Raw genomic sequence first — 14,524 nt, 5'->3', positions numbered from 1 at the left:
TCGCCACGATCCGAATCCTCGGCACCGATTCGGGCTCCTCCCGTGGCACGCTCACGACCGCCGTCGGTCGCGGCTCGCGACCGGATCGTCGAGAGCACGCTTCGGGCCGTCTCGGCCGGATCGTCGTCCGCGGCCGTGAACGTCTCGGCATCGAGATTCGCGCCGTAGTCGTCCACCGAGAGGTTCCCGCGGACGCGGAAGGCGCGGCCGACGAGCTCGTCCGCGATCGACTCGGCGACGACGGACTTGTCCATCGCCTCGCGGGCGGCCTCACGGGCGTCCTCGAGTCCGCCGCCGTAGACGTCGGCCGTCAGGTCGGCATTGAGGACGACCGTCGTCGTGGCGGTGCCGTCGTCGAGGATCGCCCTCACGCGGAGGTCGTCTTCCCCCTCGACGTCGCCGTGGCTTCGGCACTGGCCGCTCTGGAGCACGCGACCGCAGTCGGGACAGCGCTCGATGAACCCCGAGCCCTCACGAAGGTCGAGGACGGTACCGACGACCTCGACGTCGAACATCCCGCCGGTATCGATGGCGTCGGCGATCGACAGCCGGGGTGCGTTCTCGTTGACCGGCACCGGGTCCGGAAGCGGCGTGACGGTGGAGAACGCGGTGAGGTTGATCGAGGGGACGCCGCGGAACTCCCGGACGTACACGTCCTCGATCCGGAGGTCGGCGCCGGCCTCGACGGTCGATCGCGGGTCCCAGTCGGTGAAGGGAAGCCGCGCGGTCTCGTCGCCGACGACGCCCTCGAGGATCGGTGTCTCGCCGTCGCGGCCCGAGATCGTCTTCGAGTCGACCTTGAGCACGCGGACCTCGATGTTCCGCCCGCGGTCGCCGGGATCGAGGTCGATCAGATCCCGGTCCCCGCCGATCGTGGCGTCGACGGTCACGTCATCGTCGGCGATCGCGACCGTCGTCGCGTCCCCGAGGTTGAGCTCCGGCTCGCCCTCCCACTCGCGGACGCCGGCGTTGCCGATCGTCAGCGAGTCGCCGGGTTCGAACCCGAAGTCCTGCCAGGCGGTGTAGGATATCCGTCCGGTTCCGTCCGCCAGCTCGCCCTCCCGGATCGTGATGTCCTCACCCTGATACCGGATCGTTCGTGTGCCGACCGTGAGCACGCGCACGGTGACCGTCACGTTGCCGTGATCCGTCGTGATCTCGGCCAGGTCGACGGTCGTCGGCGACGGCGAGGATCCGCCGCTTCCGCCGCCGTGTTTCCGCCGAACGCTCTGTTTGGCCTCGTCGATCGGGACGCTGTACTCCAGTAGGTTCTCCAGGTCCGCTTTGACCTCCGCTTTGTCAATGCCGAGGGTGGAGGCGAGTTCCTCGGCGTGTGCATCTACGTCCATCGAAGCGGGATTCGGCGCCGCCGCACAAAAGGGTTGCTCGCGGGCGAAGTACGGCGCCCTGAAGACACCGAAACGACAATGACGCCGCGGGCAGACGTCGCGATATGCACGTCGTCGTCAACGCCGCCCAGAGCGTCGACGGGAAGCTCGCCACGCGGCGGCGCGAGCAGCTCCGCATCTCCGGCTCCGAGGACTTCGACCGCGTCGACCGGATCCGCGCGGCGGCCGACGCCGTCCTCGTCGGTGTCGGGACCGTGCTGGCCGACGACCCACATCTCACGCTCACCGAGGAGGACCGTCGCGTCGGCCGACTGCGGAACGGACGATCGGGAAACCCGGCCCGCGTCGTCGTCGACTCGCGCGGTCGAACCCCGACCGACGCACGGATCCTCGATGACGCGGCCACGACGTACCTGCTCGCCGGTGCCGCCATCTCCCCCGACCGCCGCGCGGCGCTCGAGGCGGCCGGCGCGACGGTGATCGAGACCGGGAACGGGCCGGATGTGCCGGAGGGAGAGAACGACGGCGACGACTCCTCGCCGGCCCGCGTCGACCTTACGGCCGGTCTCGACGCGCTCGCGGACCACGGGATCGACCGGATTATCGTCGAGGGCGGTGGCGAGGTGATCTTCTCGCTGTTCGACGCCGGCTTGGTCGACGAGCTGTCGGTCTACGTCGGGTCGATGGTGATCGGCGGCCGGGACGCACCGACCCTTGCCGACGGTGACGGCTTCACCGATTCGTTCCCGTCGCTGACGCTCACCGGAACCGAGCGGCTCGACGACGGGATCGTGCTCTCCTACGACGTCGACTCATCCGGCGCCTGATCGCCACGATCGCACCGCTCGGACTGCTCGAACCGCCCGGCCTATTCGGACCGCTCGAACCGATCAAGCGCCATTCCGAGCATATCCGGACTGACCGGCTGGAACTCCTCGCGTTCGTGCTCGGGGAGGTACTCCCGGACACCGTTCCAGGAGTCGCGGGCATAGCGCGCATCGAGCAGGACGCGAACGCCGCGCTCGTCGGCGCCGCGGATGACGCGCCCGATCGCCTGTCTGGCCTTTCGAACCGCCGGCACCGTCAAGGCCGTCTCGAAGCCGTTCCCGAAGCGCTCGTCGTAGGCGGCCACGACCGCGCGGGTTCGCGGGCGGGCGGTGTTGATGATCGGGACCCCGCAGACGACCGCCGCGTGGAGTCGGTCGCCGCGGTAGTCGACGCCTTCGGTGAGCGTGCCGCGGAGGCTCGTCACGAGCACCTTCCCGTCGCCGGCGAAGAAGTCGTCCTTGAGCGACTCGGTTACGTGATCGCCGGACGACTCGTCGATCAGGACCGGTTTCTCGAGACGATCGTCGAGCTCGCCGGCCATCCACTCCGCCTCGGCGTAGTTCGGCATCCCCACGAGGACGTTTCCCGGCCGGCGGGCGACCTCGACGGTCGCGTCCAGGTGCGCGAGGCGGGTCTCGGTCCCCTCGCCCGGTGCGCCGCGGTTGTCGTGGGTGTACTTCGGAACGTCGACGGCGAGGCTCTCGCGGTTCTCTGGCGGGAACGTGAGCCCGTGGGTGCGTTCGAGCACCGGCCGACCTGACTCGGCGAGATGGTCGAGGCCAGTCACCTCCCGGAAGACGTCCATCGGTTCGAGCGTCGCGCTCATCAGGATGCCGCCGCCGAACTCGGCGAGTCGATCGCCGATGGCGCGGCTCGGCAGGCAGTTGAACAGGGCGAGCCGCGCGTTGTAGACGCGCCGCCAGTCGTCCGGCGGCTCGGTCTCGTCCCAGGTTCGCTCCAGGGCGATCGCCCGGAAGAACGTCTCGTGGTCCTCGCGGTACCACGCGTTCACCGTCCGTCCGACGCCCGGCGCCGCGCGTTGGGCGTCCTCTCCCTCAAGCTCGTGGAGCACGCGCTCGGCCACCGCGCCGACCGCCGGCGCGAGCGCCCACACGCGGTCCCCGTAGTCGTTCGTCTCGGCCCACTCCGAGATCGCGTCGACGCCCGGCGAGTCGGGGTCCCGAAGCGGGATCTCGGCGTCCTCGAGTCGGTCGGGGTCCGCACGCCAGTCCGGCTGCTCGCGGTCGAGATACTCGACGACGCGCCGGTCGAGCTCGCCGCGCAGCGCCTCGTAGAACTCGCGGACGCGCTCGACGTCCTCGATCGAGACGTCGCTGTCCGCGATCTCACCCCGCACGACGTCGGCGTCGTCGGTGTATTGCCCCTCGTCGTCGAACCGGACCGGCTGCACCACGCGGGTGAGCTCGTTGATCGCGTCCCGAAGGCTCCGGTCCGCGACCCCGTCGCTCACGAGGTCCCGCACGCGCGGTTCGAGCATATGGGCCTCGTCGCAGACAACGAAGGTCGACTCGTCGAGCAGCGCGCCGGTGAACGAGCCGGTCGTCGTCGGGTCGAAGGCGTGGTAATAGTTCCCGATCACCACCTCGACCGTGGGAACGAGCGCCCCCATCACGGAGTGGGGACACGACCCCGCTCCGGCCGCCAGGCGGACCAGTTCCGTCGCGTCGACGTGGCCACGGTCGGTCACATCGAAGGGCACGGCCTCGACGGGCTCGCCGTCCTCCGGGAGGTCAGCGAGGAAGCCGGCGTAGAACGGGCAGTACTCGGTCCCCTCGTGTTCCTCGGTATCGGGTCGGTAGGGGGTCGGTTCGCCGTCGACCGAGAGGAACTCCGCCCCTCCCGTCCCGGCCGAGCCGCCCGAGTCCGCGAGGCCGACCTGCTGGCTGCGGGCGTTCGCGGCGAGCGACTCCGCGGTCGTCGATCCCCCGTCTCCGACGAGCGACCGAGTCCGATCGCGGAGCCCCTCACAGCGCTCGTAGACGTTCGTCGTGTCGATCCCGCCCCGGTTCTCGCGGGCGTACGGACAGACGTCCGCCTTGCCGACGAGGGTGATCCCCGAGACCGGCCGGTGGTCATCGGGAAGGTTCCCGTTGATCGTCCGCAGGTCCTCCTCGAACTGGCGAAGCTGCTGTTTCACGCTCGTGAGGACGAACACGCGCTCGAACGGCGAGTCCGGGTCGCGAACGCGGTCGATCCCGGCCGTCAGCGCGAGCATCGTCTTCCCCGTCCCGCAGGCGCCCTCCAGCGCGAGGAAGCCCCCCTCGTTGGCGGCCTCGATCGCCGCGTCGATCCCCTCGGCCTGCTCGGGATACGGCTCCGCGTGACCGAACACGTCAGACCAGGGTGACTGGGAACTCACTGCCACGGGGTAGTGCGGTTTCCCGGTTAAAGGTTCGTTCGTCGCGTCCCGGTCACAGGAGGCTGCGCCCGTAGACGATCACCGCGAGGTTGTTCGCGAACACGAACAGCCCCGCCGCGAGCAGGAGCCCCAGGAATCCCTCGATCAGCCGTTTGAACGGTCCTCGATTCGGCGCGGGCGTCTCCCGGACCAGTTGGGCGAGGCCGTAGAACAACACGATGAGCAGCCCGGCAGCCGCCAGGTGGGCTCCGACGAGCACCGACAGCGGTCGCGTGAGCAGCCACGCCATCACCGGATTCGACTCGTGTTCGACGCCGACGACGGCGACCGCGTACATCGACGTTAGGAGGTCGACGGTGATCAACAGGAACAACGCCGCCCCGGTCCAGCCCCAGAACTCACGGTGCCACGACGCCGAGGGGGACGGGTCGGCCATACCGTCGACTGCGTGGCCGCCCGGCGAAAGGGTTGTCGGCGATCACGGTCACACCGGATCGGGTTCGGACCGATCGGTGCGCGGGCGGACCGCGGTGCGGACCGCTTGGAGCGCGAAACGACCCGAGTGTGGCCAACCGGACGACGATCGTGTGTGTTTTACACATTTCTACCGAACCGCTTACAACCGTCGAGCGGCTATCGCCCGTATGAGCGATTCACCACCGAGCGAGTCCGGCGGCGACGACCTCGAAGCGATCCGCGAACGCAAGCTCTCGAGACTACGGGAAAAAGCCGAAAACGGAGCGCTCGGCACGGAGGCCGATGCCACCGAGACCGACGACGGAGCAGCGGCAGCGGCAGCCGAGTCGCCGGACGAACCGATCCACTACGAGGGCGGCTCCTTCGAGGAGGAACTTGCGGGCCACGACCTCGTCCTCGTCGATTTCTACGCGGACTGGTGTGGTCCCTGCAAGATGCTCGAACCGGTTCTCGAGGACGTCGCCGCCACGACCCCGGCGACGGTGCTGAAGGTCGACGCCGACGTGCATCAGAACCTGACGGGGCAGTACGGGGTACGAGGGCTCCCGACGTTGTTGCTGTTCCGCGACGGCGAGCCGGTCGAACGCCTCGTCGGCGCGCAGAACGAGGAGCGGCTCCGGTCGGTGATCGATCAGCACGCCGCCTAGCGTCGAGGATCGGTTCCGGTCCGGCTTCCCGAACGATTAATCCGGGTCCAGCCGAAGCGATCACTGAATGATCACAGCCGACCGAATGGCGGCGGTCGACGCCAACGCGGCGGCCCTCGGCGTCCCCCGCAAACAGCTGATGGAGTCGGCGGGCAACGCGATCGCCCGTGAGGTCCGAACGATCGCCGACCCGGGTGCGACGGTGACGGTGGTGTGCGGGCGCGGGAACAACGGCGGCGACGCATTCGTCGCGGCCCGCTTTCTGTCGGAGTACGACGTTCGCGTCCGGCTGCTCGGGCGTTCCGAATCGATATCGACCGCGATCGCTCGGGAGAACTGGGACGCGCTCGACGCGGCGGAGATCGACGCCGAGGCGGTCGTCGACCCGACCGGCGAACCCGACCGACTGGCACTCTGGGATGCGGACGTCATCGTCGACGCGATGCTCGGGACCGGCGTGTCAGGTCCCCTCCGAGAGCCGGAACGAACGGTCGCGAAACGCATTACGGAGGCAGCGTCCGGCACGGATACGGCCGTTCTCGCGGTCGACGTCCCCTCCGGCGTCGACGCCGATACGGGCGAGATCGCGGTCGGTCCCGACGGGGAACGGGTCGCGGTCCCCGCCGACCGGATCGTGACGTTCCACGACGCCAAGCCGGGGCTGGCGTCGGCGACGGACGCCGAGGCGACGGTGGCCGTCGCCGACATCGGGATCCCGGACGCCGCCGAGTTGTTCACCGGACCCGGCGATCTCTTGGGACTGGACCGGGACCCGATGAGCCACAAGGGAGACCACGGCGAGGTGCTGATCGTCGGTGGCGGTCCCTACACCGGTGCGCCGACGCTGGCGGCACGGGCGGCGTTGCGTGCCGGCGCCGACCTCGTCCACGTCGCCTGTCCGGAGTCGATCGCCCGCGAGGTACAGGGCTTCTCCGAGAACCTGATCGTGCACGGATTCCCTGGCGAGATCCTCGAGCCCGAGCACCTCGACCGGATCAGTGAGCTCGCTTCCGGACGGGACGTCGTCGTTTTCGGCCCCGGCCTCGGCGACGCGGATCCGACGCTGACGGCGGTGGAGCGCTTCCTCGAGGCGTACGACGGACGTGCCGTGATCGACGCTGACGCGCTGCAGGTCGTCCCGAACGTCGAAACCGACGCCACGCTCGTGTGTACTCCCCATCAGGGAGAGCTGCGGGCAATGGGCGGGCCGAGCGCCGACGACTGGCGCGAACGTTCCGATCTGGTTCGGGAGTTCGCCGCCGATCTGGGACAGACCGTCCTCGTGAAGGGCGCCTACGACGTGATCACCGACGGCGAAAACCTCCGGGTGAACCGGACCGGGAACCCCGGGATGACCGTCGGCGGGACCGGCGATGTGCTCGCCGGCGCCGTCGGCGCGGTCGCGTGCACACAACGCCCCCTGCAAGCCGCGGCGATCGGCGCCTACGCGAACGGACGCGCGGGCGACCTGGTCGTCGAGGATCAGGGATACGGACTAGTCGCAACCGACCTGATCGACCGGATCCCGGAGGCGGTGCGGACCGATGCGTGAGGACGACGGAGACGGCGAGGCCGATCCCGGTTCGGGGCCGGCCGATCCGGACGTGGACGAGGCGGATGCAGCCGACCCGGACACGACCGACGCGGACGAGGCGGATGCAGCCGACCCGGACACGACCGACGCGGACGAACTTACCCACACCACCGACGACGGGGACGTCCAGATGGTCGACGTCGGCGACAAACCCGATACGGCCCGGCGCGCGGTCGCCCGCGGCGTGATCCATCTCACGCCGTCGACCATCGGGGCGATCGAGGCCGACGCGATCGGAAAGGGCGACGTGCTCGCGACCGCCCGGATCGGCGCGGTACAGGCGGTCAAACACACCTGGGAGACGATCCCGATGTGTCACCAGATCCCGATCACGAACGTCGAGACCGACTTCACCGTCGAATCCGACCGCGTCGTCGCCACCGTCGCCGTCGAGACAACCGGCAAGACCGGCTGCGAGATGGAGGCGCTCGAGGGGGTCACCACCGGCCTGAACGTGGTCTGGGACATGGTGAAGGCGGCAGAGAAGACCGCCGACGGCGGCTATCCGGACACGCGGATCGCGGACGTCGAGGTTCTCGAAAAGGAAAAGCGCGCGCTCGAGTGACCGTCGTGTGCGGATCCGGGAGACGCCCTTGCGGACACGCCCGCGATCGACCGTCCGCGATCAGTCGTCCGCGATCAGTCGTCCGCGGGTGCGTTATCGGCGCCGCCGGCGTCGACCGAAACCTCGATCTCGGCTGCTGCGGCCTTGTACTCGGGTATCTTCGCGCGCTCGTCGAGCACGTCGTTCGTGAGGACGTTTCCGGAGGCGGCCGCGAAGTGCGGCGTCGTCCAGATGACGCCCTCCTTGATGTCCTCGGTGACCTGCGCCTTCACCTCGATCTCCCCGCGGCGTGAGGAGATCCTCACGTAGTCGCCGTCCTCGACGCCGTACCGCTCGGCGTCGTTCGGGTGGATGTCGACGAAGTTCTCCGGGTGCTGGTTGTGGAGTCGCGGGGAGCGTCGGCTCATCGTCCCCGTGTTGTAGTGTTCCTCGAGACGGGCGGTGGTGAGGATCAGCGGGTACTCCTCGTCGGGCGTCTCCTTGGGCGGCTGATGGCGAACGCCCTCGATGTGGCCGCGCCCGCTTTCGGTGTCGAAGGAGTCCTCGTAGAGGAACGGGTCCCCCTCGTCACCTTCCTCGTAGCAGGGCCAGTGGAGTCCCTCCTCGCCGAGGGCGTCGTAGGTCATCCCGTAGTAGATCGGACAGACCTCACGCAGCTCCTCGAAGACGTCTTCCGGGTCCTCGAAGTCGAAGCCGCCGTCCTCGCCGAAGAGGCGTCGGCCGACCTCCGAGACGATCTCGAGGTCGTGTTTCGTGTTCTCGTGGACCTTGTCGACGCCGCGCATTCGCTGGACGCGCCGGTCGGTGTTGGTGACGGTTCCGCCGCGTTCGGCCCACGTGGTCGCCGGAAGGATCACGTCGGCGTACTCCGCGGTCTCGGTCATGAAGATGTCCTGGACGACGGTGAACTCGAGATCCTGTAGGCGCTCGGCGACGCGGTTTGCGTCCGGCTCGGACATCACCGGGTTCTCGCCCATGATGTAGAGCCCCTTGATCGAGTCGCCCGCCTCGTGGGAAATCTCGACGTTGGTGAGCCCGGGCTCGTCGGGCACCTCGAAGCCCCAGACCTCCTCGACGCTCTCGCGGGCCTCGTCGTCGTCGACGGGCTGGTAGCCCGGCAGGACGTTCGGCATCGCGCCGACGTCGGAGGTCCCCTGGACGTTGTTCTGTCCACGCAGCGGGTTGACCCCGGTACCGGGTCTGCCGAGGTTGCCCGTGGCGAGCGCGAGGTTGATCTCGTTTTGGACGTTGTCGACGCCGCAGGTGTGCTGGCTCATCCCCATCCCGGTGAAGATGGCGGCGTTGTTCGCCTTCGCGTACTTCTCTGCGGCCAGCTCGATGTCCTCGAGCGGGACGCCGCACTCCTCGGCGGCGGCCTCCTTGTCGAAATCCTCGAGGGTTTCCAGGAGGTGGTCGAAGCCCTCCGTTCGCGACTTGATGAACTCCTCATCGACCCAGTCGTTCTCGAGGACCGTCTTGAGGACGATGTTGAGCAGCGGGATGTCCGTTCCCGGCTCCAGTTGGAGGTGCATATGGCGGTCGGTCTCGTCGATCTGGAACGACCGCGTCGTCTTGTTGGCGTGCGGGTCAACCTGAATGACGGTCGCACCCTCGAGCACCGCCTGCCGGAAGTACTGGCTGTTGGCGATCGGGTGCTGCTCGCCGGGGTTTGCCCCCTGGATCCAGAAGACGTCGGCCGCCTCCTCGAGGTCGGCCATACTGTTGGTCATCGCGCCCGCGCCGAGGCTCTTGCGCAGCGCGTAGACCGTCGAGGCGTGACACATCCGCGTGCAGTTGTCGACGTTGTTGGTGCCGTATCGTCGGGCGAGCTTCTGGAGGAGGTAGTTCTCCTCGTTCATCGTCTTCGAGGAGCCGAAAAAGCCCATCGCGTCCGGGCCGTTCTCCTCGCGGATGCGCTCGAGCTCGTCGACGACGCGACCGTACGCCTCCTCCCAGGTCGCCTCGCGGAACTCGCCGTCCTCCTTGATCAGCGGGTCGGTCAGACGGTCCTCGTGGTTCACGACCTGCGTCGCCGCGCCGCCCTTGATGCAGATCCGTCCCTCGTTGACCGGGGCCTCGCCCCACGGGCGGAACTGCACGTCGCCGGGATCCTCGCCCTGGTCGACCTGGATCCCACAGCCGACGCCGCAGTACGGACAGATCGTCTTGACCGGTTCCGATTCCTCACTGGACATGGATTCCCTCCCCGTGTGCGTACATATGTCTAAACGGACGAACTCTCTGGGTATGAGTGTGTTGGTCGATCTCGACCGCACCGACCGAGACAACCACATCGACCGAAACGACCACATCGACCGAGACAACCACACCGACCGAAACGACCGCACCGATCGGGACCGATCATAACCGATCGACGCGTCGGGAAACGTTCAGGGACTTCTGTCCCGAAGCAACACGTGAGATGACCAACGCCGCCACCGACCCCGACCTCACCGCCGACACGATCGCGGAGCTCTCCGCGGCGTATCGGGAAACCGAACCGATCTACGCGGTGGAACAGGAACAACGCGAGACGCTGCCCGAGGCGTTCCGTGCCGGCGAGTTCGGCCGGCGGGACGCGGAGTGGGTGGTCCGGTGGTACTTCCGACGGCACCTCGGCGCGTACCCGGATCGGGATCGCCGCGCGGTCGAGGAACGGTTCGAGTCGAACCCCTTCGACGACGTGATCGCGGCCATCACGACCGCGGCAGACCGCATCGAGGAGGAGGACGTGGCGGGCGCGGTCACGGAGCTCACCGCGCTCGAGGGGGTCGACGTCGGAGTCGCCTCGGCGTTTCTCGCGTTCCTCGATCCCGAGTCGTATCCAGTCGTGAGCGAACGCGAGTGGCGGGCGCTTCGGGAGTGCGGCACGATCGCGGAACCGTATCCCGACCTGCTCGGGGTCGACGACTACCGCCGCTACCGATCGGCGTGTCTGGAGATCGCCGGGGAGACCGGACACGACCTCCCGGCGATCACGCACGCGCTCTGGCGGCACGGAGCCGATGGCGGCGGCGGGCAGGATCGCGACGACTAGCGGGACGGGACGAACCGCGACGATCCGGGTCCGGGCCGGGAGCGACGGAGCGGCCAGATCACCACACGAACCGAAAGAGCAGCCAGAACGTCAGGTACGCGCCGCCCGTCGAGAGGACCGGGACGAGGTTCTGCATCAGGATGACGCGACCGGTGGTGGCCGGGTCGAAGAGGTCGGCCGCGCTGGGGATGTCCGCCGGGCTCTCCTCACCGAGGGTCGGCGCCTTCTCGCCGGGCTCCTCGGCGGCGAGCGCGCCCACGGACACCGTGGTCTCTTCCTCGCCACGGATGCCGTCCGACAGCGTCGTCGTACGGGTTGCGCGTCCCCACCCCAGCCCTACGATCGACATCGTCGCGATGATCACGAACGAAGCCGGGATACCGATCGCCGACAGACCGATGACGATCCCCGACGAGACGAGCGCGACGACGATCGCCGCGGTGAGCGGCAGGTCGGTGAGGTTGTTGCCGAGCGTATCGAGCGTGCGGCGAGCGATCGTGAGCGCACCCAGAGCCACCGCGCCCGAGCCGAGAAGCAACAGCAGGTTCAGCTCCACACCGGCGCCGTACAGCGGGGCGATCGCGTTGGCGATGTTGGAGGTTCCCGAGGAGAACGCCATCAGACAACTGATGGAGACGAGCACGATCGTCCCCACGAACTCGCGCCGCGTGGTGTTCGGTCCGGGACGAGGGATCGGAATCGTCCCCGACCGATCCAGCACGATCAGGGACCCGTCGCTCGTCGTGATCGCGACCCAGCGGTTGATCGTCGGGTAGATGTACCGACCGATCATCACCGAGACCCAGAACCCCACGAGGGGCGCGACGATCCACCAGACGGCGATCTCGCCCATCACGGCCCAGTTCAACTCGCCGGTCGCCACGCCCAGCCCGGCGATCGCGCCGACGGCGGTCATCGACGTCGAGGCCGGAACCCCGGTGTAGTTCCCGATGAAGAGCGCGCCGCCGATGAAGAACAGGACGACGATGCTCGTCTCGATGGTGAAAACGCCGGCATCGAACAGGAGCTCCCGACCGAGCGTGTCGACGACGCGCCGACCGATCGTCCACGCGCCGCCGAAGAAGAAGATCGACATCAACGCGCCGGCCAGCAGCTTCGAGATCACGCCCGCGCCCACCGCGGGTCCGAAGGCGGGACCGGTCGTCGAACCACCGATGTTGAACCCGACGAACAGCGCGACGAGGAGGCCGACGGCGATCAGCGGATCGGCCGCCATCAGTCGGTCTGTTCCTGGGTGGTTGCCGTCGATCGTGCTGTGCTGGACTCTCCGTCGTCGTCCGCGTCGTCGGTGTCCTCATCCGTCTCGTCAGCCGCATCATCGGTCGTCCGTTCGTTGGCGTCGACCGCCCAGTCCTCCTCGGCAGTGTCGTTCCGGTCAGCCGCGTCCGCCACATCACTCGCGTCGGGAGCCACCGTCTCGTACCGCCCCCGATCGCCGGCGTTCGGCTCATCCGTGGCGTCCAGTTCGGTTCGGCTCGGTCGCCGCTCGATCCGATCGTTGACCTCCTCGAGCTGGGTGATGATCGAGTCAATCTCCCCGGAGAGGGCCTCCTCGACGTTCTCGGTCACCTCCTTGGTCACCTTTTGCTCGACGCTCTGGGTAACCTCCTCGGTCACTTCTGCGGTCACCTGCTCACCGACGTCCTTACTGACCTTTTCAGCGACCGTTCGTTCGACGTTCTCCGAGACGTCCTCGGAAACCTTCTCGCCGACGCTTTCGGTCACTTCCTCGGTGATCGTCTCCTCGATCTGTTCGGTGACCTCCTCGGTCATCCATTCGGGATCGAACCGGGACATCTTCCAGCCGACGTGGATCACATAGGAGACAAGCGCGCCGAGACCGAACGCGATGCCGACGCCGGTCCCGACCGTGACGATGAGCACGATCGCAAGAAAGAGCAGCACCCCGTAGGCGAAATCGACGGTGAAGTCGATCTGGTTGGGTTTCATATGTCTATCCAGAAGGGCCAGGGTCTTTTGCCCGTTGATACCGACCGCCGAACGATGGCGGTGGCTGACTCCGATCGAAGCCGATCGGAACGCGGGTCGGAAACGGAAATCCGATGCGGCCCGCAAGCGAAGCGGCTTTGCTCCGCGGAGAAAAACGACGTCCCGTGATGGATCCCGATTCCCGTTCCGTGGACGATCCGGCGTCCCGATCGAGCGGCTCGCGAACGCTTCGGCTGCTGATCGCGAACGGGATCGGGATGGTCGGGTTCGTCGTCGTTGCGGTGTGGAACGGGGACCTCCGGATCGCGATCATCGCCGGGGTCCTCCTCGCGGGTCTCGCGGCGATCGGCAGCCGCGTTCTGATAGCGGCGTACGATCTGTGACCTGTGGGGCAACGTCCAATGGACCCGACACGGAAAGACGGGAGCGCCGGGACCCCAGCGTGCGAGGCCGGTCAGCGAGAACGGCCCGGTGTCGGGGCGGATGTTTCGGATCGTGAGACGGAGGTTGACGTGCACGTCCCGTGTCTCCGCGGGGCCCAGTCGTCGACGAAGAACCGGGTGCGGTCCGTCGAGCGGTTCCGCCGGGCGCACTCCTTGTGGTACAGTTCGAGGAACCCCCATCCCACGTTCTTCACCGCGCTCGCACCGGCAGGAGGTATTTAACCACTCCGCGTTGTTGCACAGCATATGCCCCCGACCGATACTGCTTCGTCACCCGCCGGCTCAGGCGTCTCCGACGGCGAGGCGCTTCAGGAGATGTACCGAGTCACGTCGGACTACGATCGCCCGTTCGAAGCCAAACTGCGGGACTTGCTGGATCTGGGTCGGGAATACTTGGGGGTACAGGCGGGGTTTCTCACCGAAATCTCGGACGGAACACAACTCATCGTCGAAGCCAGCGGAGACCACGAAAGCCTCCAGTCCGGCGAGTCGTGTCCGCTTTCGAAGGCGTACTGTCGCAAAACCATTCAGCAGGAGAACACGCTCACGGTTCAACACGCCTCCCTCGAGGGATGGGAACAGGATGCGGCCTACGAGTTCTTCGGGCTCGAATCGTATATCGGATCCAAAGTCATCGTCGACGGTGACCTCTACGGCACCTTTTGTTTCGCCGATGTGGAACCGCGTGATCAGCCGTTCTCGGAGAACGAGGAGGTGTTCGTCGAACTGATGGCCGAGTGGGTAAGCTACGAGCTGTTCCAGCAACGCGCGCGGGAACGGATCAAACGGCAACGCGATCAGCTCGAGGAGTTCGCAAGCGTCGTCTCCCACGATCTCCGGAACCCGCTGGGGATCGTCGAGGGATATCTCGATCTGGCCGAGCAAACGGGCGATCCCGAATACTTCGATCGCTGTCGGAACGCCCTCGATCGGATGGGTACGTTGATCGATGACCTGCTCGTCCTCGCGCGGGAGGGCCAGACGATAGCCGAGACGGAGTCGATCCAGCTTTCCGACATCGCCACCGAATCGTGGCAGCACGCCCGGACGGAAAATGCGACGCTCACCATCGGTTCGGACGTCGAAATAACGGGCGATTGGAGTCGTGTACAACAACTCTTCGAGAACCTGTTCCGAAACGCCGTCGAGCACGGCTCGACGAGCCCCCGCTCCAACACTCGCGAGGACGCCGTCGAGCACGGCTCGACGAGCCCCCGCTCCAACACTCGCGAG

Annotated in this window: 12 protein-coding genes and 1 pseudogene; 7 read left to right on the top strand and 6 right to left on the bottom strand. The window is 67.5% G+C overall.

Annotated elements, in window-relative coordinates:
- Positions 1-92 precede the first annotated feature (92 nt).
- Positions 93-1,349 (bottom strand): annotated as a pseudogene (locus BLW38_RS10385) (Single-stranded DNA binding protein); the annotation flags it as partial.
- A gap of 104 nt (positions 1,350-1,453) precedes the next feature.
- Here BLW38_RS10385 and BLW38_RS10380 point away from each other — a divergent pair.
- Positions 1,454-2,176, top strand: a complete 723-nt coding sequence (locus tag BLW38_RS10380; RefSeq protein WP_092817183.1) for a 2,5-diamino-6-(ribosylamino)-4(3H)-pyrimidinone 5'-phosphate reductase — start codon at positions 1,454-1,456, stop codon at positions 2,174-2,176.
- 41 nt (positions 2,177-2,217) lie between these two features.
- On the opposite strand, the gene BLW38_RS10375 is transcribed toward BLW38_RS10380, so the two are convergent.
- Entirely contained in the window at positions 2,218-4,557 is a 2,340-nt protein-coding gene (locus BLW38_RS10375) for an ATP-dependent DNA helicase (RefSeq protein ID WP_092817182.1), read from the bottom strand.
- A 52-nt stretch (positions 4,558-4,609) separates the two neighbouring features.
- Positions 4,610-4,993 (bottom strand): hypothetical protein, encoded by a 384-nt coding sequence (locus tag BLW38_RS10370; protein ID WP_092817181.1) that lies wholly within the window; start codon positions 4,991-4,993, stop codon positions 4,610-4,612.
- Between the two features lie 208 nt (positions 4,994-5,201).
- On the opposite strand from BLW38_RS10370, the gene trxA reads away from it, so the two are divergent.
- The 3 genes from trxA to moaC all read left to right on the top strand — a co-directional run bounded on the left by trxA (position 5,202) and on the right by moaC (position 7,840).
- Positions 5,202-5,681, top strand: a complete 480-nt coding sequence (trxA, locus tag BLW38_RS10365) for a thioredoxin (RefSeq protein WP_092817180.1) — start codon at positions 5,202-5,204, stop codon at positions 5,679-5,681.
- A gap of 67 nt (positions 5,682-5,748) precedes the next feature.
- The gene (locus BLW38_RS10360) at positions 5,749-7,233 is read left to right on the top strand and encodes an NAD(P)H-hydrate dehydratase (protein ID WP_092817179.1); all 1,485 of its coding nucleotides are present in this window, start codon (positions 5,749-5,751) and stop codon (positions 7,231-7,233) included.
- Positions 7,226-7,840, top strand: coding sequence for a cyclic pyranopterin monophosphate synthase MoaC (gene moaC / locus BLW38_RS10355; protein WP_092817178.1), 615 nt, complete (start codon positions 7,226-7,228; stop codon positions 7,838-7,840). Before BLW38_RS10360 ends, moaC begins: the two co-directional genes overlap by 8 nt.
- Before the next feature lie 74 nt (positions 7,841-7,914).
- Here moaC and fdhF read toward each other — a convergent pair whose 3' ends face one another.
- Positions 7,915-10,035: a formate dehydrogenase subunit alpha gene (fdhF, locus tag BLW38_RS10350; protein ID WP_092817177.1), complete on the bottom strand. Its 2,121-nt coding sequence runs from the start codon at positions 10,033-10,035 to the stop codon at positions 7,915-7,917.
- A gap of 227 nt (positions 10,036-10,262) precedes the next feature.
- Here fdhF and BLW38_RS10345 point away from each other — a divergent pair, with 227 nt between their 5' ends.
- A complete protein-coding gene (locus BLW38_RS10345) occupies positions 10,263-10,877 on the top strand; it encodes a hypothetical protein (RefSeq protein ID WP_092817176.1) in 615 nt (204 codons plus the stop codon).
- A gap of 58 nt (positions 10,878-10,935) precedes the next feature.
- Here the strand turns inward: BLW38_RS10345 and BLW38_RS10340 are convergent, their stop codons facing one another.
- Positions 10,936-12,114 carry an inorganic phosphate transporter gene (locus BLW38_RS10340; protein WP_092817175.1) on the bottom strand — a complete coding sequence of 393 codons (1,179 nt, stop codon included), beginning with the start codon at positions 12,112-12,114 and terminating at the stop codon, positions 10,936-10,938.
- The gene (locus BLW38_RS10335; protein ID WP_177167481.1) at positions 12,114-12,848 is read right to left on the bottom strand and encodes a hypothetical protein; all 735 of its coding nucleotides are present in this window, start codon (positions 12,846-12,848) and stop codon (positions 12,114-12,116) included. The genes BLW38_RS10340 and BLW38_RS10335 overlap by 1 nt, the downstream gene beginning before the upstream one ends.
- 167 nt (positions 12,849-13,015) lie before the next feature.
- On the opposite strand from BLW38_RS10335, the gene BLW38_RS10330 reads away from it, so the two are divergent.
- Both BLW38_RS10330 and BLW38_RS10325 read left to right on the top strand, forming a co-directional pair.
- On the top strand, positions 13,016-13,231 hold the full coding sequence (locus BLW38_RS10330) for a hypothetical protein (RefSeq protein ID WP_092817174.1): 216 nt from the start codon (positions 13,016-13,018) through the stop codon (positions 13,229-13,231).
- A 306-nt stretch (positions 13,232-13,537) separates the two neighbouring features.
- Positions 13,538-14,524 (top strand): histidine kinase dimerization/phospho-acceptor domain-containing protein (locus tag BLW38_RS10325; protein WP_143040861.1); only part of this gene is annotated, 987 nt, incomplete at its 3' end.

It is taken from the genome of Halopenitus malekzadehii, from assembly GCF_900108505.1.
GTDB lineage: Archaea > Halobacteriota > Halobacteria > Halobacteriales > Haloferacaceae > Halopenitus > Halopenitus malekzadehii.
This window is presented reverse-complemented; position numbering and strand designations above follow the sequence as displayed.